24 protein-coding genes, 1 tRNA gene and 1 pseudogene are annotated in these 26,157 nt (G+C 51.5%); 21 read left to right on the top strand and 5 right to left on the bottom strand.

Features of this window, described 5'->3' with window-relative positions; all coding sequences use genetic code 11:
- Window positions 1-95: 95 nt before the first annotated feature.
- A complete protein-coding gene (locus ACPXV9_RS10785; protein ID WP_423896793.1) occupies window positions 96-1,328 on the bottom strand; it encodes a sterol desaturase family protein in 1,233 nt (410 codons plus the stop codon).
- A 179-nt stretch (window positions 1,329-1,507) separates the two neighbouring features.
- Here ACPXV9_RS10785 and ACPXV9_RS10780 point away from each other — a divergent pair.
- From ACPXV9_RS10780 to ACPXV9_RS10700, 17 genes and pseudogenes are all read left to right on the top strand, one after another.
- Window positions 1,508-1,972, top strand: a pseudogene (locus ACPXV9_RS10780) (cation:proton antiporter); the annotation flags it as partial.
- A gap of 109 nt (window positions 1,973-2,081) precedes the next feature.
- Window positions 2,082-2,687, top strand: coding sequence for a cation:proton antiporter (locus ACPXV9_RS10775; protein WP_423896791.1), 606 nt, complete (start codon window positions 2,082-2,084; stop codon window positions 2,685-2,687).
- An 86-nt stretch (window positions 2,688-2,773) separates the two neighbouring features.
- A tRNA-Met gene (locus tag ACPXV9_RS10770) sits at window positions 2,774-2,850 on the top strand.
- A 175-nt stretch (window positions 2,851-3,025) separates the two neighbouring features.
- Entirely contained in the window at window positions 3,026-3,691 is a 666-nt protein-coding gene (locus tag ACPXV9_RS10765) for a hypothetical protein (protein WP_423896790.1), read from the top strand.
- 477 nt (window positions 3,692-4,168) lie between these two features.
- Window positions 4,169-4,807 (top strand): hypothetical protein, encoded by a 639-nt coding sequence (locus ACPXV9_RS10760; protein WP_423896787.1) that lies wholly within the window; start codon window positions 4,169-4,171, stop codon window positions 4,805-4,807.
- Between the two features lie 320 nt (window positions 4,808-5,127).
- Window positions 5,128-6,630 carry an alanine/glycine:cation symporter family protein gene (locus ACPXV9_RS10755; protein WP_423896784.1) on the top strand — a complete coding sequence of 501 codons (1,503 nt, stop codon included), beginning with the start codon at window positions 5,128-5,130 and terminating at the stop codon, window positions 6,628-6,630.
- Between the two features lie 107 nt (window positions 6,631-6,737).
- Window positions 6,738-7,631 (top strand): TIGR01777 family oxidoreductase, encoded by an 894-nt coding sequence (locus ACPXV9_RS10750; protein ID WP_423896781.1) that lies wholly within the window; start codon window positions 6,738-6,740, stop codon window positions 7,629-7,631.
- Window positions 7,632-7,805: 174 nt separating this feature from the next.
- Window positions 7,806-9,182 (top strand): sodium:proton antiporter NhaD, encoded by a 1,377-nt coding sequence (nhaD, locus tag ACPXV9_RS10745; RefSeq protein WP_423896778.1) that lies wholly within the window; start codon window positions 7,806-7,808, stop codon window positions 9,180-9,182.
- 201 nt (window positions 9,183-9,383) lie between these two features.
- Complete coding sequence (locus ACPXV9_RS10740) at window positions 9,384-9,509, top strand: hypothetical protein (RefSeq protein ID WP_423896776.1); 126 nt, start codon at window positions 9,384-9,386, stop codon at window positions 9,507-9,509.
- A 75-nt stretch (window positions 9,510-9,584) separates the two neighbouring features.
- A complete protein-coding gene (locus ACPXV9_RS10735; protein ID WP_423896774.1) occupies window positions 9,585-10,175 on the top strand; it encodes a YeeE/YedE thiosulfate transporter family protein in 591 nt (196 codons plus the stop codon).
- A complete protein-coding gene (locus tag ACPXV9_RS10730; RefSeq protein WP_423896772.1) occupies window positions 10,172-10,708 on the top strand; it encodes a DUF6691 family protein in 537 nt (178 codons plus the stop codon). Before ACPXV9_RS10735 ends, ACPXV9_RS10730 begins: the two co-directional genes overlap by 4 nt.
- Before the next feature lie 88 nt (window positions 10,709-10,796).
- Entirely contained in the window at window positions 10,797-12,713 is a 1,917-nt protein-coding gene (locus ACPXV9_RS10725) for a GNAT family N-acetyltransferase (RefSeq protein ID WP_423896769.1), read from the top strand.
- The gene (locus ACPXV9_RS10720; protein ID WP_423896768.1) at window positions 12,710-13,627 is read left to right on the top strand and encodes a histone deacetylase family protein; all 918 of its coding nucleotides are present in this window, start codon (window positions 12,710-12,712) and stop codon (window positions 13,625-13,627) included. The genes ACPXV9_RS10725 and ACPXV9_RS10720 overlap by 4 nt, the downstream gene beginning before the upstream one ends.
- Before the next feature lie 39 nt (window positions 13,628-13,666).
- Window positions 13,667-14,296, top strand: a complete 630-nt coding sequence (locus tag ACPXV9_RS10715) for a trimeric intracellular cation channel family protein (RefSeq protein ID WP_423896765.1) — start codon at window positions 13,667-13,669, stop codon at window positions 14,294-14,296.
- Between the two features lie 71 nt (window positions 14,297-14,367).
- Window positions 14,368-15,120, top strand: a complete 753-nt coding sequence (gene ppk2, locus ACPXV9_RS10710; protein WP_423896762.1) for a polyphosphate kinase 2 — start codon at window positions 14,368-14,370, stop codon at window positions 15,118-15,120.
- A gap of 7 nt (window positions 15,121-15,127) precedes the next feature.
- Window positions 15,128-15,961 carry a phosphatase PAP2 family protein gene (locus ACPXV9_RS10705; protein ID WP_423896761.1) on the top strand — a complete coding sequence of 278 codons (834 nt, stop codon included), beginning with the start codon at window positions 15,128-15,130 and terminating at the stop codon, window positions 15,959-15,961.
- A gap of 61 nt (window positions 15,962-16,022) precedes the next feature.
- Window positions 16,023-16,883: a substrate-binding periplasmic protein gene (locus tag ACPXV9_RS10700; RefSeq protein WP_423896759.1), complete on the top strand. Its 861-nt coding sequence runs from the start codon at window positions 16,023-16,025 to the stop codon at window positions 16,881-16,883.
- Window positions 16,884-16,901: 18 nt separating this feature from the next.
- Here ACPXV9_RS10700 and ACPXV9_RS10695 read toward each other — a convergent pair whose 3' ends face one another.
- The 3 genes from ACPXV9_RS10695 to ACPXV9_RS10685 form a co-directional block, all read right to left on the bottom strand.
- Window positions 16,902-18,485, bottom strand: a complete 1,584-nt coding sequence (locus ACPXV9_RS10695; protein WP_423896757.1) for a hypothetical protein — start codon at window positions 18,483-18,485, stop codon at window positions 16,902-16,904.
- 132 nt (window positions 18,486-18,617) lie between these two features.
- Entirely contained in the window at window positions 18,618-20,585 is a 1,968-nt protein-coding gene (locus ACPXV9_RS10690; RefSeq protein WP_423896755.1) for an ATP-binding protein, read from the bottom strand.
- Window positions 20,586-20,810: 225 nt separating this feature from the next.
- Window positions 20,811-21,359: a TetR/AcrR family transcriptional regulator gene (locus ACPXV9_RS10685; RefSeq protein ID WP_423896753.1), complete on the bottom strand. Its 549-nt coding sequence runs from the start codon at window positions 21,357-21,359 to the stop codon at window positions 20,811-20,813.
- An 81-nt stretch (window positions 21,360-21,440) separates the two neighbouring features.
- On the opposite strand from ACPXV9_RS10685, the gene ACPXV9_RS10680 reads away from it, so the two are divergent.
- Together ACPXV9_RS10680 and ACPXV9_RS10675 are read left to right on the top strand one after the other, a co-directional pair.
- Window positions 21,441-21,908, top strand: coding sequence for a DUF1348 family protein (locus ACPXV9_RS10680; RefSeq protein ID WP_423896750.1), 468 nt, complete (start codon window positions 21,441-21,443; stop codon window positions 21,906-21,908).
- 137 nt (window positions 21,909-22,045) lie between these two features.
- Window positions 22,046-22,927, top strand: coding sequence for an alpha/beta hydrolase fold domain-containing protein (locus tag ACPXV9_RS10675; RefSeq protein ID WP_423896748.1), 882 nt, complete (start codon window positions 22,046-22,048; stop codon window positions 22,925-22,927).
- A gap of 145 nt (window positions 22,928-23,072) precedes the next feature.
- Here the strand turns inward: ACPXV9_RS10675 and ACPXV9_RS10670 are convergent, their stop codons facing one another.
- Entirely contained in the window at window positions 23,073-24,158 is a 1,086-nt protein-coding gene (locus tag ACPXV9_RS10670) for a polyamine ABC transporter substrate-binding protein (RefSeq protein WP_423896746.1), read from the bottom strand.
- 293 nt (window positions 24,159-24,451) lie between these two features.
- On the opposite strand from ACPXV9_RS10670, the gene ACPXV9_RS10665 reads away from it, so the two are divergent.
- Together ACPXV9_RS10665 and ACPXV9_RS10660 are read left to right on the top strand one after the other, a co-directional pair.
- The gene (locus tag ACPXV9_RS10665; RefSeq protein WP_423896744.1) at window positions 24,452-25,423 is read left to right on the top strand and encodes an alpha/beta hydrolase; all 972 of its coding nucleotides are present in this window, start codon (window positions 24,452-24,454) and stop codon (window positions 25,421-25,423) included.
- Between the two features lie 70 nt (window positions 25,424-25,493).
- Window positions 25,494-26,157 (top strand): hypothetical protein (locus ACPXV9_RS10660; protein ID WP_423896742.1); only part of this gene is annotated, 664 nt, incomplete at its 3' end.

Raw genomic sequence — 26,157 nt, 5'->3', positions numbered from 1 at the left:
TTAAAGACTACTTTGAGGCTGGCGGGAGATCACATTGATCGCCAGATCAGACACAGACGTGGCCGCCACCACGGACTACAACGGACAACCGCAACTCACCCCGCAGATGCGCGGGTAACTCCGGTGGTGCCAAGCAAAAACAGACCGGTATAGAACAGGCTGGACAGGATAAGGTAACCGCCAAACACCCAGACCGCCGTTTGCGGAATCAGCGCGCTCGCCATTACCAGCAACACCCAACTGAGCAACAATCGCGCGCCCTCCCACCAATGACTACGCCCTTCAAACAGCCAACCTGTGGTAATCAGTGGCAGGCTGATCAGGGCAAAACCCGACAACAGCAGCGCACTATCAAGGCCGGCAAAGTAAAACAGGAAATAGACCAGCAGCCCGATGTTCATGGTCAACTGGGCCATGCCATAGATCTGCACCGGACGGTCAACATCGGGATCGTACTTTGTGAATGCGCTTAAATCGCTTTTCAGCAGCGGGTAACGCACCTCCACATCCGCCGGACGCCAGCCGGTTGGCATCCACCACAACCGCAGTTTGTCGCGCCAGCGGCGGGTGTGCCATGCGTCCTGCATCAGACTCCACCACACCTGAACGTTGGCCCACAGCGGATTAAAGGAATGCAAAGGCCGCCGCACCCCGTAAATAATGTCTTCGTCGGCAAGCTCCGCCTGAAACGTACCAAACCACTTATCCCACAAAATAAACACGCCACCGTGATTGCGATCGATGTATACGGCATTTTGCGCATGGTGCACCCGGTGATGGGAAGGTGTGACCATCACCGCTTCATACCAGGGCCAGAGTTTGTCGATCAGCCTTGTATGCACCCAGAACTGATAAATCAGATTCAAACCAACACAGGTCAGATATACTTCAACCGGCACACCGGTCAACAACAGGGGCACGCTGAACAGCCAGACCCCCACATCGGAGCTGGTCTGCCGCAGCGCCGTGGTCAGGTTGTACTCTTCGCTGGAGTGATGCACCACGTGACCGGCCCAGAAAAAATTGATGCTGTGACTGATGCGGTGCAACCAGTAGTAGGTAAAATCGTAAGCGACAAACGTAAACAGCCACACCCAGACACTGTCTGCCGACAGCTGCCACAAACGCGCCTCAGGCAACAGTTTGTCAATAAACACCGTACCGGCACCAATCAGCACCAATTTGGATGAGCGACTCATAATCCCCAGCGACAGACTGCCAAAGGCATCATTGATACGGTAATAGCCAGTGTGGCGGGCCCGATCCACCATAAACTCGATAAAGATCAAGATCAGATAAAGGGGAATGGCATAAATTACGATGGACATAACCGACAACCTGCAGGTTTTTATTATTAACAGAATAGGAGCCCACCATGGTCTCCTCAAACCACAATGACCACAAGGTCGGAAGTGGTCACAATCAACTGTAAAAAAAGACTGCCCCGGAGATTCCGTTCTGCCACCGGAAACAACTACACTTAACCAAAATAATAAAACCGACCTCCATGCACACCGACACCATTGCCATACACCTCGCCTCGCTGGGCTCCATGCTGTTGCTCGGACTGAGCGCCCAGTGGCTGGCCCATAAACTCAACCTGCCCCGGGTTACCCTGTTGATCCTGCTGGGCATTGCCATCGGCCCTTCCGGTCTGGATCTGGTCAGCGAAGTGGCCACCGCCGAGTTCCAGTGGATCAGCACCGTGGCACTGGCCATGGTGGGCTTTCTGCTGGGTGGCAAACTCACCCGACGCTTTATCAGCAAGCAGGGCAAGGTGGTACTCAATCACTCCATCATCATTACCCTGATCACCTGGCTGACCGTGGCATTGAGCATGGGTCTGCTGCTGGACCAATGGGCACTGGGCTTCCTGCTGGGCGCCATTGCCACCGCCACCGACCCCGCCGCCGTACACGATGTCATCAACGAACAAAGAGGCAGCAGCAATTACAACAAACAATTATTAGGGATTGTGGCACTGGACGACATCTGGGGTCTGATGATCTTTGGTCTGTCACTGATTCTGGCCGGCGAATTGCTACCCGGCAACGGCACCGATGGCAGCTGGCATGTATTGTATGAATTACTCGGGGGGGGTTGGCCTGGGACTGGCTCTGGGCCTGCCCATCGGCTACATCACCGGGCGCACCCCCGGTGGCGAACCCATGTTGGTGGAAGCTCTGGGGGCGGTATTGTTGTGCGCCGGCATGGCACTGTGGCTGGATGTATCTTATCTGCTGGCCTGCATCACCATGGGCATTACCGTGGCCAACACCGCCCGCCATCACAAACGCCCCTTCCACGCCATCGACCACATCGAATGGCCCTTTATGCTGCTGTTCTTTATTCTCGCCGGCGCCTCCCTGTCACTGCCACAACTGCAGAATCTGGGAGCGATTGGTCTGCTCTACATCGGCACCCGCATCGGCGGCCGGGCACTGGGCGGTGCCATCGCCATGAAGCGCATCGACAAAAGCGCCGGAGAAGGTGTTGAGCTGGGCATGTCGCTGCTGCCACAGGCCGGCATCGCCATTGGTACCGCACTGATTGCCTCACAACTCTACCCCGAGCTGACCGACATCCTGCTGCCAACCGCACTGGGCGCCACCGTCATTTTCGAACTGTTGGGGCCACCCATTCTGGCTCACAATTTGAAAAAACACAGCGCCCGGAAAAAAGCCTGAAAAAGTACGCTAAGTCGTTGTTTTAAGGGTTGACTTTAAATGGGACTATAGCGAAAATACGCGCCCTCCCAACAGGGGATGGTAGTGGCTAGGTAGCTCAGCTGGTTAGAGCACAGCACTCATAATGCTGGGGTCGGCGGTTCAAGTCCGCCCCTAGCTACCATATTCAAAAGGCTCGCCTATGGCGGGCCTTTTTTTATTCAGTCATTAAAGACAAACCCTCCGCCCATCAATTTGCCGAGAGGTTTTCTCCCCAGTCAAATCTTGTCAAAACCAGCATTGTCAGAGATAGTCCTGCAGTATAGGAAATAAATAGTGACAAAGGGGAAGGTTCTGACATGGATGCAGGCAAGGCAATCACAGGCGCTGCCTACAGTGTTTATTACTATCGCAGCGCATTGTTGAAAGCGCTCCTTTTTCCATTTATCGTTTACATAGTATTTGAACTGGCTTACGGGGCCAATGTTCACCCAGTTGCTAACTTTATCTTCGGTGTTCTGTCGATCCTGATCCACGTTAATGTCGCAATCACCACACATCGAATGCTTTTATTGGGGCCGGACTCAGTCCCGGAATGGGGAATAAACCGCTGGAGCAAGAGGGAAACGTTGTTTGCCTTTCATATGCTTTTCTTGATCTTGCTGCTGTGTCTAATTGTGATTCCCTTGGCATTCATTCCAACGGTCGGCATGACACTCGGCGTTTTGGTATTCTTCTGGCTAGCCTGTAGATTTTCACTGGCTTTTCCCGGCATAGCGGTCAATGAAGCGGTATCCTTTAAACTCTCCTGGAAGCTAACCCAGAGACATCAGTTTCCACTGGCAGTTGTCTTGATTATTTTCCCGCTGGTTCTATTTATTCCGCATTATGTGATCATGCTTTTTCTGCTTGGCGAATATTTTTCATTAATCTTTTCAATGGCGACAACCGTACTGGAAGTTGCGGCCTTATCGATGGCGTACCGACACATAAAACAGGAAGAGTATTCTTCCCAGATCTTATAAGGATTGAAAACATGCCCATCGGCGGACTCTTTGCCAAACTGCTATTACTGAAATCCCAGAAAAACAACACACCCTGCCCACGCTGTAATTTACTTTACGATCCCAAAAGCAAACAGGGTTGCCCCCACTGCAGTCATCTTGACGATCATGAACTGGCAAGTTTTCTGGAGCATCAAAAAGTCGCCCGAACAGAAAGAAGCTCATTGGGCCTGACGTTCTGGATTGTCGCTTTAATATTATTTCTTGCACTTTTGTCATCACTGACATCAATGTCATAAGCCTTGCGACAACTTAGCCGTTCTTTTTCGGCCAGCTTTCGGTTATATGATTTCTGATTATGCACGTCATGAAATCAAGTCATGACTTGAGGATCCGGCCCATTGATTCATATCAAAAAGCTTACTTTCCAGCACACTAACCTTGCCGCTGAAATTCAATCGGTCTCTTTGCGACCTAAATATTCAGAGGTAAAAGATCATGAAATCTTTTGCAAAAGAATTTTCATTTAAAAAAATTCCAGCCGGAACAACCACCCTCTTAATGGGAGTCATCGCTGGCATTTGGCTGGCCATAGCGGGCGAGTGGGACCTAATCAGTTATGGCGCCATCGCGTTACTGGTCGCACCTTTGGTTATTGGTGTACTGATGATACCGGGATTAATTTTTACGACACCGGCCTCTTCCCTGCTGGAAAAAGGTCACAGGTTTGGCAGTTACTTTTTCGGATTTTTCAGCTCGCTCTATACCAACAGTATTTTTATGATCTGGTGCTTGTCGGTTCTGATTTTCTGTACCGAGCAGGCAGGGTATAACGCCACTGCACCGGCATTGATCTGGTCTTTCTGTATTGCTACTGGCCCGATCGCATGGCTTGCCAGTAAGTTTCTTCCCACCACCGATGACAAAGGTCATGACGTCACCTTCTTTGTGCAGGTCGCTTACATTCTGACCGTAGCAGGCGTCGCCTTACTGGGCATGTCGCTGGCAGACACATTCGTCATCTTTACTTCGGTTATGACCATGGGCATTTTTTACTCGTTCTATCGGGGACTGCCCTATCGCGAAACTACCGGTATTTTGCTGATGTTGAACAACACCTTGTCCCGCGCTATCTGAGTCTACCTGCGGGCGCCATTGATACTGTCAATGGCGTCCAGCAGCGCGTGAACAATGACGAGTTTTTACGCGCCCTGATTAAGGCAGAAAAACGGCCGAGGTCATTAAAATTTTCTGCCCGCTCCCTTCGACAAAGTCACGATTTCGTCCTGCATCGACCCGATGCTTCAGGCGCCACACCACTCACCTGCCTGAAACACTAACCTGTTCTTTTTAAATCAATTTTTAAAAAGTTTTTTTAGAAAAGTTATTCTAATTTTAAACTATATGAACTTTTAATGGTCTACTCGTGCCCTGAATTTAAAAATTTGCGAGTTGTTATGCAAGAGTTTGTTGATGCGGTAAACGGATTAGTCTGGAGTCCGGCTCTGGTTTATCTGTGCCTTGGTGCCGGTTTATTTTTTTCCATTGCCACACGCTTTGTGCAGGTCCGACATTTCCGTGAAATGTGGCGTCTGCTGATGAACAACGAAGAATCCCAAAAGGGCATTTCTTCATTCCAGGCGTTAACCGTTTCCCTGTCCGGCCGTGTCGGCACAGGCAATATCGCCGGTGTTGCTGCCGCCATTGGTTTCGGTGGTCCAGGTGCGGTTTTCTGGATGTGGGTTGTCGCCTTCTTTGGCGCCGCTACCGCCTACATTGAATCCACCCTTGGTCAGATTTACAAAGAAGAAATCGACGGTCAGTACCGTGGTGGCCCGGCTTTTTATATTGAAAAAGCCACCGGCCAAAAATGGTACGCTGTGATTTTTGCCATTGCCACGGTGATTGCCACTGGTCTGATGCTGCCTGGCATCCAGTCAAATGCCATGGCCAATGCGGTGGAACTGGCGATTGGTCCGGGTGAACTGGTATCAACCGGCTTTGGCGACATCAGTTTTGCCAAAATCGTTACCGGTACTGTGATTGCTCTGCTGCTGGGCTTCATCATCTTTGGTGGCGTCAAACGTATTGCCCATGTGACTCAGGTGGTCGTGCCCTTTATGGCTCTCGGTTACATCATCACCGCCTGTATTGTTATCGGTCTGCACATTCACGAACTGCCTGGCATTTTCAATCTGATCATCAGCGATGCCTTTACCCCTATGGCTGGATTGGGTGCGGTTATTGGCTGGGGCGTTAAGCGTGGTGTTTACTCCAACGAAGCCGGTCAGGGCAGTGGCCCTCACGCCGCTTCCGCCGCCGAAGTAGACCACCCCGCCCAGCAGGGCCTGGTGCAATCTTTCTCGGTTTATGTCGACACTCTGTTTGTTTGCACCGCGACTGCGCTGATGATTCTGATCACCGGTTCTTACAACGTCATTGGTGCCGACGAGCAAATGATTGTGAGCAACCTGAGTGCCAGCATGATTCCAAACAGCCCGGCCTTTACTCAGGCGGCGATGGAAAGCATCTTCCCGGATCTGGGTAACGTGTTGATTGCCATTTCACTGTTTTTCTTCGCGTTCACCACCATCCTGGCTTACTACTACATTGCCGAGACCAATCTCACTTACCTGCAACGCCACGTACATTTACCCAACCCGCTGTTTGTTCTGAAAATAGCACTGGTTGCAGCCACCTTTTATGGCGCCATCAAGGCCGCCAATCTGGCCTGGGCCATGGGCGATATCGGTGTGGGTCTGATGGCCTGGCTGAACATTCTGGCGATCATCTTTATCTACATCTGTGCCAAGCCAGCGGTAAAAGCCCTGCGCGACTATGAAGCGCAGCAGGCACAGGGGCTTGATAAATTCTGTTTCGATCCCGAAAAACTGGGTATCAAAGGCGCCGACTTCTGGGAAGCCCGCATCAAGAAACAGCAAAGCGCTGAGCAGGCCTAATACCGAGCCTGATCAGCAGAAGTCATCACAGGGCGGGAATCCCCGCCCATCCAATCCCCCGGTTTTTGCGTATTATTATTTATCCATACGCAGAATCTGGGGCGACCATGAACATCTTAATGACCGGCGGTACCGGACTGATTGGCAGAGCCTTTATCCGGCAGTATCCGGAGCATACCTTCACCGTATTAACCCGCACCCCCAAGCTCTCACAGCGCTCTCTGGGTTCACATATTAATTTAATAGAATCCCTCGAAGATCTGCACGACCTCAATGGCTTTGATGCGGTGATCAATCTCGCTGGCGAGCCCATCATCGACAAGCGCTGGAGCGACAAACAGAAAGCCATTATTTGCAACAGTCGCTGGCATATCACCAAACATCTGGTGGACCTTTTCAATCACAGTGACCAGCCACCGAAAGTTTTTCTCAGTGGTTCAGCGATTGGTGTTTATGGCCATCAGGGTGACACGGAATTACTGGAAGACTCCCCTACGGGACAACCGGATTTCCCCACCGAGGTTTGCTCCAACTGGGAATCCATTGCCCTGAACGCCAATGGTGTTACCCGAGTGGTGTTATTGCGCACCGGCATTGTTCTGGCGAAGCAAGGGGGTGCACTGGCCAAGATGCTGCTGCCATTCAAACTTGGGCTAGGCGGCCCGATCGGGCAAGGCAGGCAATATATGTCATGGATACACCTGCAGGATCATATCCGAGCCATGGCCTATCTGCTTGAGCAGCCTGATCTGTCCGGGCCGGTCAATCTCACCGCACCCACACCCCAGCCCAATCGCCAGTTCAGCCAGACTTTGGCACGTGTACTGAAACGTCCGGCGTTTCTCCCCATGCCGCCATTAATAATGCGAATGGCACTGGGAGAATCGGCTTGCCTGCTGCTGGACAGTCAAAACGTCATACCAAACAAACTGGAAAACAGTGGGTTTGAATTCCGCTACCGGGAGCTGGAACCGGCCCTAAATGACCTGATTAATCAATAAATTCACTTAAAAATCGCCTTCAGGGGAACCATTTCTGATTTCTGCGACTAATCTAATCAAACTAGAGACCTGAGTTTGCCTTAGATCAAAGTCGTACATGGTGTGGATAGCCAGACCAAACAAAGGCCTCTAAAATACGCGCGCCAATTATGGCGCTATGTTCAAGAGGCCCCCATGATCAAATTTCTGACTTTGATGTTTACCTTGCTGCTGCCCGCACTTGCTCTGGCCAGCGGTGACGCTCTCGATTTAACCAACAGCTGGGTCGGCTTTGCCTGTCTGGCGATCTTCGCAATCTCCTACACTATGGTGATCTTCGAAGAGCAAATCCACATGCGCAAATCCAAGCCGGTACTGCTGGCCGCCGGTTTGATCTGGATTCTGATTGCTTTTGCTTACCGTGGCGAAGATCCCGCGCTGATTGAGCATGCGATCCGCCATAACTTTCTGGAATACGCCGAGCTGTTTTTCTTCCTGCTGGTGGCGATGACCTACATCGACGCCATGCTCGAACGCGGTGTATTTGATGCGTTGCGCGACTGGTTAATTAAAAAGGGCTTCAGCTACCGCGCCCTGTTCTGGCTCACAGGCATTCTGGCGTTCTTTATCTCCCCCATCGCCGACAACCTGACAACCGCTCTGATCATGGGCGCAGTGGTCATGACCGTAGGTAAAGGCAAGCCGGAATTTATTGCCATTGGCTGTATCAACATCGTGATCAGTGCCAACGCAGGTGGCGCCTTCAGCCCGTTTGGTGATATCACCACCCTGATGGTTTGGCAGAAAGGCATTATCGAGTTTTTCGAGTTTTTTGCCCTGTTCATTCCATCTCTGGTCAACTTCCTGGTACCGGCGTTCATCATGAGTTTTGCTCTGCCCAAAGGCTCACCGGAGCCAAGCGGCACCGAAGCTGCCGAAATTGAGCAAGGCGGCATGGTCATTGTCGGCCTGTTTCTGGCCACCATTATTACCGCGGTAAGCTTCCACAACTTCCTGCACCTGCCTCCGGTCTACGGCATGATGCTGGGTCTGTCGTACATCAAACTCTACGGTTTCTGGCTGCGCAAACAGGGTCGCAAATCCCTGCAGTCGAGTATCCCGGCTGGCCGCCAGCACAAGGAGTTCGACATCTTTGAACGTGTTGCTCACGCCGAGTGGGACACGCTGTTTTTCTTCTATGGCGTAATTCTGGCCGTGGGCGGTCTGGGCTTTATCGGTTATCTCGAGCTGGTATCGGAAGCCATGTACGGCGAATTGGGCCCAACCAAAGCCAACATTCTGGTGGGCGTACTGTCGGCCATTGTCGATAACATCCCGGTGATGTTTGCGGTACTGACCATGGAGCCGGAGATGTCGCACCTGCAATGGCTGCTGGTCACCCTGACCGCAGGCGTGGGCGGTAGCATGTTGTCCATTGGTTCGGCGGCCGGTGTGGCCCTGATGGGTCAGGCCCGTGGCCATTACACCTTCTTCAGTCACCTGAAATGGACCCCGGTGATTGCTCTGGGTTACGGTGCCAGCATCTATGTACACCTGCTGATCAACGGCTGACCGTATCACCACTGAGCCGCCGGGCGGTTCTGTTTAAAAGGCCCTTTTGGCGCGAGCCACAAGGGCCTTTTTTTTGACCACATCTCAGGTCACATTGTGCCGTTCAATCACACAAACAGAGCTCGACAGGACACGGCCAGTCGCCACCACATCGCCAATAATTGAATGGCACCTCGGAACAATCCATGGAGGATAATGGTGATGAATCTGCTACTGCAAAAAAGTCTTCTGGCAGCGGTACTGGCCCTGCTGCTACCACTGGCTCTGATCAAACTGATCTGGGCCATCCTGGCCGATGAATATCATCAGATTCGCTCTGACCCCTGAATAACCAAAGCACATTCAGCAACCGGTACAACACAGCCCTGGCATTGCACATACGGCACAATCGAGCCAACGTCATTGTTATTGGAGGTTGTTCCCATGCAGTGGAACTGGAAGAAAAGCGGATTGGCACTGGGGCTCACCTTTGTGCTCGCCATCGTACTGGTCAAACCCATCGGGGTATCCACCCAATTTGTAATCGTCGATGGCATCATAGCGTCGCTGTTTAATGACTCGCTGGTATATCCCTCGAGTGAGAGCCCAAGCGGTTATGGCAGCGACAATGCCTATCTGAACAAATCCGGAGGCAAGTACGCCGCCGCTATCGCCAACCCATTGAACTACGGCCTGATGTTTGTTGCGAGCATGATAGTGGGCGGATTTATCGCCTCACGTCAGCTGCGCAGACAAGATGCCGACCCACCACGCCTGCCCCTCGTGCACAGGCAACGCTTTGGCAACGACACTCTGAAACGCTACTTGCTGAGTTTTGTCGGCGGCTTTCTCTGTGTCTATGGCGCGCGTATGGCCGGGGGCTGTACCAGCGGTCATATGATGAGTGGCATGATGCAAACCTCTGTCAGTGGTTTTGTGTTCGCCGCCTCGGCTTTTGCTGCGGCAGTGCCTACGGCAATCTGGTTATATGACAGAGGAGCAAAAAAATCATGAGCCTTGTTTTCGCTATTATTCTGGGCACCCTGTTTGGCTATGTGCTCTATCGGGTTGGCGCCACCGATGCCGACAAAATCATCAGCATGCTCACCCTCAAGGACATGTATCTGGCCAAAGCCATTGCCTCGGGCATTGGTCTGGCAGCCCTGCTGTTGTTTGTCGGCCTGTCATGTGGGCTGATCGACCCCACTCATCTGAGCACCAAATCCATGTTCCTCGGCGTGGTTCCCGGCGGTATCCTGCTGGGCATTGGCTGGGCTCTGTCAGGCATGTGCCCCGGTACCGGCGTTGCCAATCTGGGAGCCGGCCGAATCGACGCGCTGGTTTATGTGGTTGGCGGATTGGTAGGTGCCGCGGCCTTCACCATGGATTATGAATCACTGGCCGCTCTTGGCCTGTTTGACGCCATCTGGGGAGGGAAAATCACTCTGGCTTCGCTGCTGAATTCGCACTGGGCCGGGATTCTACTCGGGGCAGCCTTTATCTTGTGCGCCAGTCTGTTACCCCTGCGAATCCGTTCACAATCGTAAACCACACATTCACCCACCGTTTGTACACTGCCCTGCGGGGCAGTCCAGCGGATAATTTCTGCATAGAGATTCACCGGGAGTTACGATCATGTTGCAGAGTTATCAGGGTACCGCATCAGCCATCACCACTCTGGATTCCAGTACCTCAAATTCAGACATCCAATTTCCTCCAAAACCGGACTGGCACAAGCTGATCCGCTCTGGTAACCGATTGTTCGTCGGCTCTGGCGTCAGTGTACCCAACGCCTTGATTGACGATTTGATCGACAATCGTAACGGTTTCCACGATTTGCAAATCCTGCATGGCCACACTCTGGCCCCCAACCGTTGGGTCAATCGGGAATTCGATCAACTGTTTTCCGTGAATACCTTCTACATCGGTAACGACGAAGTTCGGGCCGCAGTGGCTGAAGGCCGGGCTGATTACACCCCCAGCAAACACTCGGAAATGTCCAATCTGTTCAGCACCGATGATCTGCCGCTGGACGCGGCATTACTGATGGTATCGCCACCGGACGAGTACGGTTACTGTTCGCTGGGAACATCGGTTGATATCAACCTGTCTGCGGCCAAAAAAGCACGCCATGTTATTGTCCAGATCAACCCATTGATGCCAAGAACCAACGGCTACAGTCATCTGCATATTTCCGAGTTCGCCGCCTGCATTGAAGCCGAACAGGCGCTGCCGGAATACGAGCAGGAAATTGTTGGCGATGAACACGATCGCATCGGCCAGTACCTTGCCAGCCTGGTAGACAACGGAGCCACCTTGCAAATCGGTTTTGGCGCCGCTCCCCGCTCGGCGCTCAAGTATCTGGGTAACCACAAAGATCTGGGCATCCACAGTGGTATTCTGATTGATGACATGGTGGACCTGTTTAAAAGCGGCGTCATCAACAATCGCCGTAAAACTTTTCACCCCGGAAAAATTCTGACCACCGCCTGTTACGGCAGCCAGAAGCTGTACAACTTTGTGGACGGCAACCCACACGTTGAATTTTATCCCTGTGGCTACATTGAGTCGGCCAGTAACATTGCCCGCAACGACAACATGACGTCCATCAACAATGCCTTACAGGTGGATCTGGGCGGACAAGTGGTGTCCGACTCCGTGGGCTATTACTTCTACAGCGGTATTGGCGGCAAGGTGGACTTTATTAATGGCGCGGCCATGAGCAACGGCGGCAAGCCCATCATTGCGCTTAAATCCACCGCCAACAATGGCCGGGTATCGCGCATCGTGCCACACATTACCGAGGGTGCCGGCATCGTTAATACCCGGGGTAATGTTCACTATGTGGTGACCGAATACGGCATCGCCTCACTCAAAGGCAAGAGTATTCGTGAGCGCGCACTGGAACTGATTCGTATCGCACACCCAGCCTTCCGCAAGGAGCTGTTGCGTGAAGTTCGCAAAAACTTCTGGGTGCCCGATTATCAGAAAGCCGTGCCTATGGAAATTCCCGAGTATGGCCGTCGTCAGGTAAAAGATTTCAAAATCGGTAACAGCACCTTTAAATTGCGCCCGCTGAATCCATCCGATGAACGCCACCTGCAATCGTTTTTTTACTCGCTGACCCGTGAAAGTCTGCGCCTGCGCTACTCATCGGTTCCCTCGCAAATGACCAGGGAAAAATCCTGTACTCTGGTGAGTGTGGATCAAACCAAGGATGTGGCACTTTGCATTGTCAAAGAAAGGCACCCGGAAATTGACATCGAAGCCGTGGGCCGCTTTTATAAAATAGACGCCGACAACAGTTGTGAAGTCGCCTTTGTCACCCGTGAAGATTTTCAGGGCAAAGGCATGGCGAAAACCCTGTTAAAAGAAATGATCTTTATTGCCAAAGAGCGGGGTCTGAGTAAAATCCGGGCACACGTTCTGGCTGAGAACAAACCCATGCTCAAGGTATTCCAGAAAAACGGTTTTAAACGCACCCTCTCTGATGACATTCACGAGGTGCAAATGGTGCTCAACCTGCAAGAAGAGGAGCAAAGCCAGTCATGAACCTCGCTGTGATCAGTAGCCATAAATGCCAGCTGCACGACATGGACGATGAGCACCCGGAAAGTCCGGCGCGCATGAACGCCATTCAGGATCAACTGCTGACCTCGGGGCTGGACATGGTGGTGCGTCATGTCGAAGCAACTGCGGCTACGCGACAGGATCTGTATCAGGCCCATCATCCGGACTATGTCGACGGCATCTTTGTCAAAGGTCAGAAAGAAGAGCGCGTCTGGCTGGACGATGACACCTTAATGCAGCAAGGCTCACTGGAAGCGGCCCTGTATGCCGCGGGAGCTGCCAGGGATGCAGTCAATCTGGTCTTGAATGATGAGTTCAATCAGGCCTTCTGTATTGTCAGACCTCCCGGCCACCATGCCGAATACGACAAAGCCATGGGCTTTTGTATTTTCAATAACGTCGCTGTTGCGGCCTATCACGCCATTCGCGAGCATGGCCTTGAGCGCGTTGCCATTATCGACTTCGATGTTCACCACGGCAATGGCACCGAACACATTTGTGCCGGCGATCAGCGCATTCGCTTTTACTCTTCGTTTCAGCACCCGTTTTATCCTTTCGGGGGTGACAAACCCAGTGCCGACAACATTCATCTGGCCCCCCTGCAAGCCGGCGCCTCAGGCCGGGAGTTTCGCGAGGCAACCAAAGTCTGGTTTGAAAACATTGATCGGTTTGCTCCGCAGTTGATCTTGATCTCGGCCGGATTTGATTCCCATGTAGAAGATGAACTGGGGCAGTTGCGTCTGGTCGAAGCCGATTTCCGTTGGATGACCGAGAACCTGAAAGTGCTGGCCGACAAACACAGCCGGGGAAAAATCATCTCGATTCTGGAAGGCGGCTATTCTCTGAGTGCACTAGCGCGCAGTGCTGTGGCACACTTGAAGGCCCTGATGGACTGATTATTCCGCTCCCCGCAACCAAGCCCCGGACCACCGCGAATGAACATTGATGAGCTGATCTACTGGCTGAACATTATTGGCACCATCGCCTTTGCCATCAGTGGCTCGCTGCTGGCCGGGCGCAAAAACATGGATATTGTCGGTTTTATTTTTATCGCCACCGTCACTGGGGTCGGTGGTGGTACCCTGCGTGATGTCATTCTAGATCAACCGGTATTCTGGGTGGTCGACCCGTCGATTCTTTATGTGTGTGCTCTCAGTGCCATCTTCACATTCTGGGTGACGCTTAATTCCAAAATTTTGATGAGCACCCTGATCTGGTTTGATGCGATGGGGTTGGCGCTGTTTACCATCATCGGCACCCAAAAAGCGATTTCTGTCGGGGCACCTTATTCTGTTGCCGCACTGATGGGCATTATGTCCGCCAGCTTTGGCGGGATTATGCGCGATGTGATTTGCAATGAAATTCCCGTGCTGTTGCAAAAAGAAATCTATATCACCGCCTCGCTGATTGGCGCCATCGCCTTTGCTATAGGCCACTACCTGTTTGGTGACAACACCTGGGTCACTATTTTTGCCTTTCTGATCTGCTTTGGCGTGCGCTCACTGGCGATTATTTTTGGCCTGAGTTTTCCTGAACGGGCAACGCACAAGCGTCCACTTCAGTAACACAGAGAGTTTTGTTCTACCCTGTTAACGTGTGAATCATTTTTACCATAACGTCCGGGGTTCAACAGGCCATGAACAAATTGAAGTATGAAGCACAGCTCAGCGAGCTGCAGGTTGAGCTGGTTTATTTACAAGAGTGGGTTCAGGCCACGGGGCAACGCATTGTCATCGTTTTTGAGGGCAGGGATACTGCCGGTAAAGGCGGTATGATTCACGCAATCACAGAGCGCTGCAGTTCCCGGGTATTTCGCGTGGAGGCACTGCCCAGCCCAAGCGATCGCGAACGCACCCAATTGTATGGCCAGCGCTATATAGAGCGCTTTCCCAGCGCAGGCGAAATCGTCATTTTTGATCGCTCTTGGTACAACCGCGCTGGCGTCGAGCGTGTTATGGGGTTCTGCACAGAACAGCAGCTCGAGACCTTTATGCACAATGCCCCATTAATGGAAAAGATGATCGTCCGTGAGGGCATTATCCTGCTTAAATACTGGCTCGACATCGACCTGAAAGAGCAGCGTAAACGTCTGCAAAGTCGCATCGACGCTCCGATCAAGCAATGGAAACTGAGCCCCATGGATCTGGAATCCCACAAACACTGGGATGACTACACCATCGCACGAGATGACATGCTTAAGCGTACCTCCACTGAGCATGCCCCATGGTTCGTAGTGAACACCAACAACAAGCGCAAAGGCCGCCTCAAATGCATCCGTCACATCCTGGATCAGATTCCCTACACGAAACCGGAAATCGATCCCGTCACTCTCCCGCAAGCCAAAGACCGTAAATCCGATGTCAGCAGTTTGAAGCCCTATATGATTTGAACCCGCCATGTCGATGCGCAGCTCAACCCCCATATTCCTCACCAGTGCCATCACTCTGCTGTTACTGGGCATCACGGCACTGGGCACGGTGGATTGGGATGTATCCCGGGCACTGCTAAACCCGACCTCAGCTTTTGGACAGTTTTTTAATGACTATGGCGAAGTCCCTGCCGCTGCAGGTCTGTTTTTGGCCGCGTGGCTATTGATTGCCAGCCGCGACGGTTTGCAACCCACCGCACATCGACTGACATTTGTGCTTGGCTTGCCACTGTTGGGCTTGGCCGTGTGGCTGATCCTGTATATTCCGTTTCACTACGCCTATGAATTCGATGCCACGGGTATGCCCGCAACATACCGCAGGCAACTGCCTTTGATCGCTGCGGCATTGTGGCTGACCGCCGTTTTCTGCGCCTGCCGCATCAACAGCGAGAAACTGCGTCCCTACCGTCGTTCAGCACTGACAGTGATTGCGCTGATCACATTGGAAGTCATTGTGGTCAATCTGACCAAATACGTTTGGGGGCGCCCCCGGATGCGCGCCATCTCCAGCTTTGAACAATTCCACTACTGGTATCAAATCGCCGGCCCCGCCAGCAGTGGTGATTTCCGATCCTTTCCCTCCGGCCACACCGCCAATGGCTTTGCCACCATCGGATTGAGCCTGTTGATTCCGGCAAATAAAAAGCGAGCCATTCGAACAGCCATGGCCTTGGCCATTATCTGGGGCTGTTGTGTGGCTTTGAGCCGGGTTATTGTAGGGGCGCACTTTCTCAGCGATGTGGTTGCTGGCGGCTATATTACCCTGCTGCTTTTTTTCCTGCTTAAACGCCGGCTATACTGACCAGATAGGCGATAATCGCCGAGATTAGATCACCATTGAGTAATATAGAGCCCTTTTTACTATGCGCCCACTGGGTAATTTGATAGCCAAATCAGCCGCTCAGTCCCTGCTGATCGGACTCCTGCTTGGGTTGTTCAGTAGCCTGTCCACAGCCGCGGATACCGAACCGGGCACCGACACCCTCCCCCCACTGCATCTGGGCGATATGAAACGCGAGCGTTTTTCGGTGGTTGAAGACGGTAAGCTGGTGGGCGGTATCAATCTGGAAATTTTTGCTGAGCTGGCCGAGCGCCTGAACCTGCAGACCGAACACAGTTACTGTCCCTTCAAGCGCTGCCTGGCAAAACTGGCCAGAAATAAAATTGATATGATGATGTGGATTGTTAAGGCTCCGCACCGCGACCAGCACATTGATTATATTCAGGTCTGGCCGGGCCTGACCAACATCCATTTTTACACCCGGGCCGGTGACGCCCAACAACTGCAAGCCTATGAGGATCTGCGAGGGTTAAGGATCGGTGTCATTCGCGGCTTTTACTACACCCGCCAGTTCGACCTGGATAAGAGCATCACCAAAACCGCCGTGGAAACCGAAGAACAACTGCCCAGAATGCTGATCACCAAGCGGATTGATGCCTTCCCGGTGTATGGCTCATCACATGTTCATATCGCCAGTGAATACCCGCAACTGGAGCTGAGCGAGTTCAAGATTCCCAGCCGTGACATGGGCGTACTGGCCATCAGCAAGAAATCACCCTACGTCGCCATGATCCCGGAAATCGATGCCGCCTTACTGGATATGATCTACGACGGCACCCTCGACAGGATCTGGGAAAAATATCATCCGGGCCGACTGGCCCCGGTACCCGACTACATTCGTCAGGCAAACCCGGCACTGACTGCTTCACCCGAAGCCGAGTGACCGCCCCTGCTAAGGGACTCAAACAGGCCCCAGCAACATACGGATATACTCCGCTGCAAAGTGGGTATTCTGGTAATGGGTGATGTCATAAAACAGACGGCGATAAGCATCACAAATCCGGGCGTTATTGTTGCTGTCCTGAACCAGTGTCATGACATGATCAAAAACGTAAAAGGCTTCTTCGTTGGTCTGATCAAACATCTGATCCACCCCGGCGTATAGCTGATCATCGGTCATCGCCCGCTCCGCCACACCATTCAGGGCGGCCCCCTCCAGAGCCCGCGCAAACGCCTGAACATCGTTATCAATCAAACTGCCGGGCATGACCTCATGGGCAATCACCGGCCGAACTTCGGGCAGAGTATCCGCCAGCAGATAGGCAACGCAGGCATCGGCATTGTGATTATTGAGATAATCCACCTCGGCAAACTGGGTTTTAAAATAATCCACCAGCAAGTCGTCGGGAGCCTTGACCAGATTTTCAAACATCACCGGCCCCATCATCACGCTGCGCATACCGGCGCGAATATCCTCCAGGCTCAGTCCCTCGGCCAGCTGTCGCTCGATCTCCAAATCAATCTGCTGTGACAGCCGGGGATAATGCTGATAAATAACGGCATAGAGCGGGTTGGCTTGCAACGATTGCCGATACTCTTCCACACTGGTATTAGGCAGCGCCGGGGCTGAGAAAAAATTGTCGGGATCGACAATCCGATCAACCACATTGGCGTCCAACAGTACGTCGTGTTCGGGAAACCACATATCATCTGACGGCACCGATAACGCCCGACTGATAAAACTGCGGGGCACACCGCGCTCTGACATCAAACGCTCGGCATCCTGATTCATCAGGTTGTAATCGTTTGCCTCAACGCTGCCCAGTGACACACCGTGAAAACCCAATGCCCCCTGTTCGCTCAGATAACGGCGCTGAGCCGAAAGGAACGCGTAGGCACAGGCACTCATGCACCGTCCCGAAGTGTAGGTGGTGAGATCGTGTTGTTTGATTACTCTCGATAGCATGGTGGCCTCCGCCAGCCAGCCACCGACACTGTTCAGATGGAGAATTTCGATACCCGGATTCTGCTCCAGAACCTCAATCACCCTATTGGTGGTACCTTTGTTCATGCCGCCGGAAAGAACCAGTTCACGGCCATCCCGGCTGACTCGAACATCCGACTCTGGAATCGAATCACCATGCACCACCAGATGAACGCCCTCTTTAATTTGCAACAGATTATTGGTTGCAAACTGCAGGGCAAATGCAATCACGCCGACCACCACCATCACTTTGGCGGCTCTCGCCCAGCCAGCGGCACCACCACGACTTTCATGCTTATTGGCCGAGCGCCAGATTCCCACGGTCTGCCAGACTGAAAGAATCAAAACCGAGAGGTGCATGAATATCAGCACCGCGCCGACAATTCGAGCCGACAGGTTTTCGCTCCAGCTGCCCATCGCGACAATAACGACGGATAGAACCAGATTGACCACAAAACCGATCAACCAGTATGAAACCGGCAAACTGTATCCACCATGCCAGTGCTTGGAAATAAAAGAACCGTAGTGTGGTTCAGCGTCGTTCGGGGTGTGATTGCTCATTGATCCTCCCTGGATAGCATTCCCTCAAGAAGAAATAAAAAGCCAATCGGCCGGCAAAGTAAAGTGATTTGTGTTTTCAGAAATACAGAACCATTCCGGCGAAATAAATCGACTTATTCATCTGTGATTCTATTACTGCAGGGGCATGCTCTGGGCCGACACGCCTTCCACCAGTAACTGCAGTTCCTGCATTTTGTAGGGTTTGATGATGTGCTCATTCATACCCGCTTCATAGCATCGATCCAGATATTCCTGAACGGCATGGGCGGTGAGAGCGCAAATTTTGACGGAGTCTTTCTGTTTAGTTTTCTCCCACTGGCGGATACGGCGCGTCACTTCGTAACCGTCCATTAATGGCATTTCACAATCCATCAGAATCAGGTCGTAGTTCTGCCCGGAATTACACACCAGATCAACCGCCTCGATGCCGTTTTCGGCAACGCGCACCTGAACCCCCAGTTTCTTCAACAGGCCACAGGCCACTATCTGGTTGGTGGCATTGTCTTCTACCAACAATACCTGAATGCGCGAGTGGTCCGCCGCCAGGGTTGGCTGGATATCACTGTGACTGATGGCCGTAATAGCCTCTTCACTGGCAATGGCCATGGGCAGCGACACATAAAAAGTGGAACCCTGTCCCTCCTGGCTTTTTAGATCCACCTGGCCACCCATTCGCTCAACCAGCTGCCGGCAAATGACCAGTCCCAAACCGGTGCCGCCAAAGCGACGATGAGTGGACTGATCCGCCTGTCTGAAGGGTTCAAAAATGTGGACCTGATTACCGGGGGAAATACCAATACCGGTATCACTGACCTTGAACAGAATCACCGCTTCTTTATCGGATTGTTCGGAAACAAGCACGGTCAGTGTGACAGAGCCTTTTTCAGTGAATTTGAAGGCATTACTCAACAGATTCCCGATAATTTGATGCAGACGGGGTTCATCACCCACCAGATACTTTGGAATACTGCCTTCACTGATCAGATTGAATGAAATATCCGAGCGCTTTTTAATCTGGAAGGTGCTTTCCAGCTGCTCCAGAAAACTGTGAAAATCAAAGGGCTGAGGATTTAACTCCATGGCACCGGCTTCGATCTTGGAGTAATCGAGTATGTCGTTGATGACATGATTCAGGACGCGTCCGGAGCGTTCCACCGTTTTCAGATATTGCTTCTGCTGTTCACTCAGCTCGGTGTCCTGCAGTAATTCAACGATACCCAGCACCCCGTTTAACGGGGTTCGTATTTCGTGACTCATGCTGGCCAAAAAATCTGATTTGGCCGAAGCCGATGCCTTCGCCAGCTCCTCAGATTCTTCCAACTGCAAGGCCATCTCTTTGAATTGCCGGGTAGCTCGGGCCATATCGCCAATTTCATCGGTGCGCCCCATCAAGGGAACATGGCGGTTCAAGTCACCGGCCGCCAGAGCTTTCATGGTATCGGTCAGTTCTTTAAGCGCATCAATCAGATGGCGCCTGACCAGTACACCCAGAGCAAAAAACAGCCCCATGACAATGGTAAAAATAATCAGCTCAGACAGCTTAACCTTTTCAAAATCTGCATTATTACGCTGTGACAGGGCTTCACCGCCCTCAATATTGGTTTCCAGCATCTGCTTGCCGAGATCGAATACGCGGCGGTAAACCCGAGCGAAGCTGCCTTCACTGATGGCATCGGCCTCTATATCGTTGTTGACGATACTGAGTTCAATAATTTTCTCGTTCAGCTCAAATAAATTTTCAACACCCGCCAGATACTGGTAATAGAGTTCGCTCTCTTCACCGGCATCGAGAGTCACCGCGAATGCGCGCATGGATTGGCGGAAACCATCGCGCGCCTGGGCCATCTCCGCTTCGATGTCTTTCATTACCGTTTCATTGGGCGCAATGATGTGCGCTTTTTGCAACAACGCGATATCCGCCAATTGCTGCTCCGCATTGCGCAAATTCACAATACTGGTCAGATAGTTACGGTAGATTTCTTCGCCACCGGCACGGATATTGATCATGCCCTGAAAGCCGATCACGGCCATAATGACAACGGCTGTGAGCAGTACGGAAAAGAACAGGATAAATTTCGGGGCTAGGGTAAACCGGCGCATACTTCGGACTCTCCATAGTCGGTCATCAAAGCATAGCACCCACCCGGATTGATTAAAGTTCAATCAGAACATAAAACCAACGCTTGAGGCGTGACTCCTTCAACAGAAGAACTCGCTTAGGGCGTAAAAGCGGACAAAATATTCCATATTATGAAATGGGTTGTGCTTATGTCCGTCATTCTGGCTGTAACAGAGGCTCGATCGTTTGTTGCTTTATCATCTGTGCTATTTGAAGCCTGTGTCTATAAGACTGTTCAACCCCTTCAGCGCCTGACTCGGGCTTGAGTCGTATTGAGCCCTAATAATCGCCCCCTCAATGGCGATGTGTAATACGTTTAAAAATTCATCGTTGTCAGCGGATGACGGCAACAGGTCACTGACAGCATCCATCATGTCCTGCTTGTGATTGCGAGTGATTTGTTTTACTTCGGCCAGCTCGTCCGCAAGTTCACCGACGCTGTTGAGAAACGCACAGCCCCTGTATTCCTTGCTGTTAAACCATTCTGACAAGGTGGGCACCAGCGCTTGAATAGTGTTGCCATGGCGCTCTAAAGCCTGCTTGAACCAACCAATCCACAACTGGTGCCGATACTCCAGAAAGGTAAGAACAAGGTCGTTTTTACTGGGAAAGTGCCGATAGAAAGTGACCTTGGCCACCTGGGATTGGGCAATGATTTTGTCGATGCCTGTGGCTCGAATGCCCTGCTGATAAAACAGATCGTGAGCGGTTGTCAGAATGCGATCACGCGCTGACGGATTGGTTTGCGTCTTCATTTTTTGATTGTAGACAGATCTGTCTGGTTTTTGTAGTCTTACCAAGTAGACAGACCTGTCTACTTTAAATGGAGATATCCAATGGAAAAGAAATTACCCGCCCCGCCCTTTACCCTGGAAACCGCGATACAAAAGGTGAGAATGGCTGAAGATGCCTGGAATTCTCGCGACCCGGAACGGGTGGCTCTGGTCTACACAGAAGACACCCAATGGCGCAACCGAGCGGAGTTCCCGGTCGGCCGCGAACAAGTGAAACAGTTTTTACAGAGAAAGTGGGCGAGAGAATTGGACTATCGCTTAATCAAGGAGTTGTGGGCTTTTTCCGAGAATCGCATTGCGGTGCGCTTTGCTTACGAATGGCACGATGATTCTGGCCAGTGGTACCGCTCTTACGGCAATGAAAACTGGGAGTTCAATGAACACGGCTATATGCAGAGACGCTTCGCCAGCATCAATGACCTCCCGATCCGGGAAGAGGACCGGAAAATGACCTGGGCATTAGGCCGTCGCCCCGATGATCACCCCAGTCTAAGTGATCTGGGTTTATAACCGGTCATGCCTTGAATCCGTATCGGACGTTGTTAATGTAGTTGGTAAGGCAGTTGTTAAGGTAAATACCAGCCTTTTATATTGACTGCTTTTATTTATTATTAACGCTCTTCGCCAATGGCTATTGATTGACAACTATGACCAGCATAAAAAGTAAGATCCTTAGCCTCATTATCCGATTACTGATTAAAGGCAAGCTGACCAAGGAACTGACCACGGGCAGGATTAACCGAACAAGGGATGTGCCTGCCCCACCTGCCAAGCTTAAGAATAAGTTTGCCGTCTCTGCAAAGACCATCAACGGCCATCAGGTTTTTACGTTGTCACCCAACAACAAACCTGCTCAGAAAGTCATTCTCTATTTGCATGGTGGAGCTTATGTCCACAATTTCACCAAGCAGCACTGGGGTTTTATTGAAGATCTGTTGGATACGCTGGATTGCTCTGTGATCGCACCAGACTATCCATTGGCGCCTGAAAATACTTATCAGGAAACTTCCACATTTTTAGAAAAATTGTATTTGGAGATCATAGAGCAAACTGCCCCTGAGAATCTTATTATTATGGGTGATTCTGCAGGAGGCGGCATGGCATTAGCACTCGTTCAGACAATCAAGCAGATGGGCTTACCCCAACCATCACAACTTTTCTTACTGTCCCCCTGGCTAGATATAACCATGACCAATCCCGAACTGGCAGAAATAGAAAAGAGAGACCCTTTCCTGGATATCAATGGATTACTGCTTGCCGGTAAGGCTTATGCAGGAAATGAGAGCCCCACCCATTATCAGCTGAGCCCGATTTACGGAGAGCTGGAAGGGCTGGGTCAGATCAGTATCTTCTCGGGAACCCATGATATTTTGTATGCCGACGCCAAACAGCTGAAAGCCATTTGCGACACCCAAGGGATCGGCATTAAGTACCATGAATTTGATAAAATGATTCATTGCTGGATGCTGCTTCGACTGCCTGAATCAAAGCGTGTTATCAACCAAATTTCACGGGAAATCAGTGCCTGACACTGCTTGGGAAGACCACAACTACCTCACAGCCTGAGTCTTTTGCGATCTGACAAACCGAGCCACAATAGACCTTGCTTGACACAAGCAACTGGCCCTCTAGGCCATGCGAAGGCCCCGACCCAGTCGAGGCCTTCGCATGTCGTTACCTACCCGATTTAACTTTGCTCCATGTGCGAGTCATGGTCCGGGTAATTTTCATTGGCATCATTTCCAGAGAGAAGAGTTTCGCACCTTCTGGCGGATAGATGGCCGGATCCGAGAGGATTTCATCGTCGATAAACGCCCTGGCGGCTTTATTGGGGCTGCCGTACCAGACGTAGTTGGTGATATCGGCACCAATCTGGGCATCCAGCACGAAATTGATAAATTCGTATGCGGCGTCCAGATTCGGAGCATCCTTCGGTATCGCCATCATGTCAGCCCACATACCGGCGCCCTCTTTGGGGATTGTGTAGGCAATCTCGATACCGTTATCCGCCTCTTCCGCCCGGGTCATGGCCTGAAAGATATCGCCACTCCAACCCATGGACAAACAGACATCACCGTTGGCAAGATCGCCAATGTACTGGGAACTGTGGAAATAGTTGATGTGAGGGCGAATGGCGAGCAACAGCGCCTCGGCCTGCTTGTAGTCTTTTGTGTTTTTGGAGTTGGGATCCAGTCCAAGGTAATTCAAGGCAAAAGGTAAAACCTCGTTAGCCGAATCCAGCACCGTAATGCCACACTCGGCCAGTTTCGACGCGTAGCTTGGGTCAAACAGCAGACTCCAGCTGTCCGTTGGGGCGTCATCCCCAAGAATTTCTTTAACTTTGGCAACGTTATAACCCAGCCCCGTGGTACCCCACTGATAGGGTACACCGTAAGCATTACCCGCATCGTGGGTGGACAAGGTATTCAACAAGTCCGTATCCAGATTTTGCCAATTGGGTAATTTACTTTTGTCCAATGGCTGATAAATCCCGGCCTGTATATGCCGGGCTAAAAAGTCGGAGGTGGGAACCACCACATCGTAACCCGACTGGCCAGCCAGCAACTTGGCCTCCAGTATCTCATTGGAGTCGAATACGTCGTAGACCACCTCAATACCCGTTTGGGCGGTGAATTTTTCCAGCGTATCTTCAGCAATATAATCTGACCAGTTGTAAACATGGACAACCCGATCCGCCGCCGCGACGCCCACGGAAAACAAGGCGACAAACGCCATCAGGGTCAATGACTTTATTTTCATCTGCTTTTTCTCCTCTACCAGTCAGCAGGAATTCTCAAAGGAGTATAGAGGCTCAAATTGCAAGGAAGATATATTTCTTGGGAGGTATAACAAACAGGCGGACGGTTTATGAAGCCGACCAATTATTGACTGAGATAAAACTACTCCGAAATAAAGAAACCAAATATCAGAGTTTGATCACGATTAAATGGCTCAGGTGTTTTGTATACAACAAACGAAGTTTTGTTTATTAACCCGGCTCGGCACTCCTCCTAAGATGGCGCCATACCTTAACAACGATCAGGAGAAGGGCCATGACCATACTCACAACACTGAAAGCCGGCATCAATGAAATCGCTTTCGCATCCAAAACTGTCGCAGGCGATTTAATGCTGGCGGGACTGCTGTTTCTGCCAGAGGGGTTTGATCCGGCACAGAAATACCCCGCTGTGATTTTCTCGCCGCCGTTTAATCAGGTTAAGGAGCAAACAGGTACCGTTTACGGCAGACATCTGGCGCAGAAGGGTTATATCACTTTGGTGTTTGATCACGCCGGCTACGGTGACAGTGAAGGCCAGATCCGGAATAACGAAAACGCCTTCGTTAAAATGGAAAGCATCCGTGATGCCATCAGTTATCTGGGATCACTGCCTTTCATCAATCAGGATAAGCTGTATGGTTTGGGTGTCTGCGCCTCCGGAGGCTATATGGCACTGGTTGCCACCACCGATAAACGCCTGAAAGCCATCGCCACGGTATCCGGAATGATGGGTAACCAAGCCAGCTATTTTGCAACCATGGACCGTGAAACCGTCACCGGATTAATTACCATGCAGAATGCTGGCCGCCAGAAGGCCTATGAAACCGGTGAAATCGACTATGTGGATGCGCTAGGCCTTGGTGCAGAAGCGGCGGCTATCGAGCAGGGCGTAACCCCGAGTGAAGGTTATAGCTATTATATGACCCAGAGAGCGGGTGCCGAAACCTACCCCAACTACAGCCACTTGTCGCCCTCGTTTATGCTGGAAACCCCGATGCTGGCGGACGCGCAATCCTATGCGCCTTACCTCTATACTCCCTATATTGGTATCGTTGGTTCCAAAGCCATGGATCCGGCCAGCGGGGCTCTGGCCACGGGGGCACTGACCAAACAGTATTTTGATCAAGCCTCCGAGCCCAAACAATTTGTTGAGATCGATGGTGCGTCTCACGTTGATCTTTACGATCAGGACAAGTTTGTAACGCAAGCGGTACGACACATGGATGAATTCTTCACCCGCTTTTAACATTGACCAATAACCCTGACTGCCTTCGCCCGCATCCTGGTTAACCACGATGCGGGACAGGAAAACGATCATGATTCAGAAACTCCACTTCACGAATTTGCACGATTATCACCAGTATCTGGGAATACCCGGCCCGGAGCATCCACTGTTTTCAGTTATCAACATGCAATCCGATACAGCCAATGAATTGAACTGTCCGGATGTTGACGTTGAAATCAGCACCGACTTTTATTCCATCAGCCTCAAGCATATTCTGGAGGGGGATATTTTTTATGGGCGCACCAAATACGATTTCAAAAATGGCAGTTTGATTTGTATGGCCCCGCGTCAAGTTGTCAGAACCCAGGGACTGAGAGTCAAAACCCAGGCCCGTATCGTACTGATCCACGAAGACTTTTTGCGAGGCACTCCGATTCAGGAGCGCATAGAAAACTCAACTTATTTTTCCTACTCCGTCAATGAAGCACTGCATTTATCACCTCAGGAAGAAGCGCTGGTGAGCAGCATCCTCGACACTCTGGAGCAGGAATACGATCAGCCCCACGACGCCTTCAGCAAAGACATTCTGGTATCACAACTCAATACGATGCTGACTTATACCGAGCGCTTTTATCAGCGACAATTTCAGCAGCGCAAGGAAAGCCAGATGACCTCCATCGAATCACGTTTCTATAGTGCGCTGAAATTGGAAACCGGCCATACGGCACTGGAGAACATTCACATCTATCAGATAG

The sequence above is a fragment of the Candidatus Pelagadaptatus aseana genome, from assembly GCF_040362265.1.
Classification (GTDB): domain Bacteria; phylum Pseudomonadota; class Gammaproteobacteria; order Pseudomonadales; family Cellvibrionaceae; genus Pelagadaptatus; species Pelagadaptatus aseana.
The sequence above is the reverse complement of the archived record's forward strand: the minus strand, read 5'-3'. Positions and strand labels throughout refer to the sequence as shown.

Excerpts from the sequence above, each read along its gene's own strand:
- ACPXV9_RS10785 (WP_423896793.1), bottom strand. The coding sequence starts at position 1,328 with ATGTCCATCGTAATTTATGCCATTCCCCTTTATCTGATCTTGATCTTT.
- ACPXV9_RS10730 (WP_423896772.1), top strand. The coding sequence starts at position 10,172 with ATGAGCCTTGTTTTCGCTATTATTCTGGGCACCCTGTTTGGCTATGTG.
- ACPXV9_RS10760 (WP_423896787.1), top strand. The coding sequence starts at position 4,169 with ATGAAATCTTTTGCAAAAGAATTTTCATTTAAAAAAATTCCAGCCGGA.
- ACPXV9_RS10705 (WP_423896761.1), top strand. The coding sequence starts at position 15,128 with ATGTCGATGCGCAGCTCAACCCCCATATTCCTCACCAGTGCCATCACT.
- ACPXV9_RS10695 (WP_423896757.1), bottom strand. The coding sequence starts at position 18,485 with ATGAGCAATCACACCCCGAACGACGCTGAACCACACTACGGTTCTTTT.
- ACPXV9_RS10680 (WP_423896750.1), top strand. The coding sequence starts at position 21,441 with ATGGAAAAGAAATTACCCGCCCCGCCCTTTACCCTGGAAACCGCGATA.
- ACPXV9_RS10715 (WP_423896765.1), top strand. The coding sequence starts at position 13,667 with ATGAACATTGATGAGCTGATCTACTGGCTGAACATTATTGGCACCATC.
- ACPXV9_RS10755 (WP_423896784.1), top strand. The coding sequence starts at position 5,128 with ATGCAAGAGTTTGTTGATGCGGTAAACGGATTAGTCTGGAGTCCGGCT.
- ACPXV9_RS10665 (WP_423896744.1), top strand. The coding sequence starts at position 24,452 with ATGACCATACTCACAACACTGAAAGCCGGCATCAATGAAATCGCTTTC.
- ACPXV9_RS10750 (WP_423896781.1), top strand. The coding sequence starts at position 6,738 with ATGAACATCTTAATGACCGGCGGTACCGGACTGATTGGCAGAGCCTTT.
- ppk2 (WP_423896762.1), top strand. The coding sequence starts at position 14,368 with ATGAACAAATTGAAGTATGAAGCACAGCTCAGCGAGCTGCAGGTTGAG.
- ACPXV9_RS10670 (WP_423896746.1), bottom strand. The coding sequence starts at position 24,158 with ATGAAAATAAAGTCATTGACCCTGATGGCGTTTGTCGCCTTGTTTTCC.
- nhaD (WP_423896778.1), top strand. The coding sequence starts at position 7,806 with ATGATCAAATTTCTGACTTTGATGTTTACCTTGCTGCTGCCCGCACTT.
- ACPXV9_RS10685 (WP_423896753.1), bottom strand. The coding sequence starts at position 21,359 with ATGAAGACGCAAACCAATCCGTCAGCGCGTGATCGCATTCTGACAACC.
- ACPXV9_RS10690 (WP_423896755.1), bottom strand. The coding sequence starts at position 20,585 with ATGCGCCGGTTTACCCTAGCCCCGAAATTTATCCTGTTCTTTTCCGTA.
- ACPXV9_RS10775 (WP_423896791.1), top strand. The coding sequence starts at position 2,082 with ATGAATTACTCGGGGGGGGTTGGCCTGGGACTGGCTCTGGGCCTGCCC.
- ACPXV9_RS10700 (WP_423896759.1), top strand. The coding sequence starts at position 16,023 with ATGCGCCCACTGGGTAATTTGATAGCCAAATCAGCCGCTCAGTCCCTG.
- ACPXV9_RS10725 (WP_423896769.1), top strand. The coding sequence starts at position 10,797 with ATGTTGCAGAGTTATCAGGGTACCGCATCAGCCATCACCACTCTGGAT.
- ACPXV9_RS10740 (WP_423896776.1), top strand. The coding sequence starts at position 9,384 with ATGAATCTGCTACTGCAAAAAAGTCTTCTGGCAGCGGTACTGGCCCTG.
- ACPXV9_RS10765 (WP_423896790.1), top strand. The coding sequence starts at position 3,026 with ATGGATGCAGGCAAGGCAATCACAGGCGCTGCCTACAGTGTTTATTAC.
- ACPXV9_RS10675 (WP_423896748.1), top strand. The coding sequence starts at position 22,046 with ATGACCAGCATAAAAAGTAAGATCCTTAGCCTCATTATCCGATTACTG.
- ACPXV9_RS10720 (WP_423896768.1), top strand. The coding sequence starts at position 12,710 with ATGAACCTCGCTGTGATCAGTAGCCATAAATGCCAGCTGCACGACATG.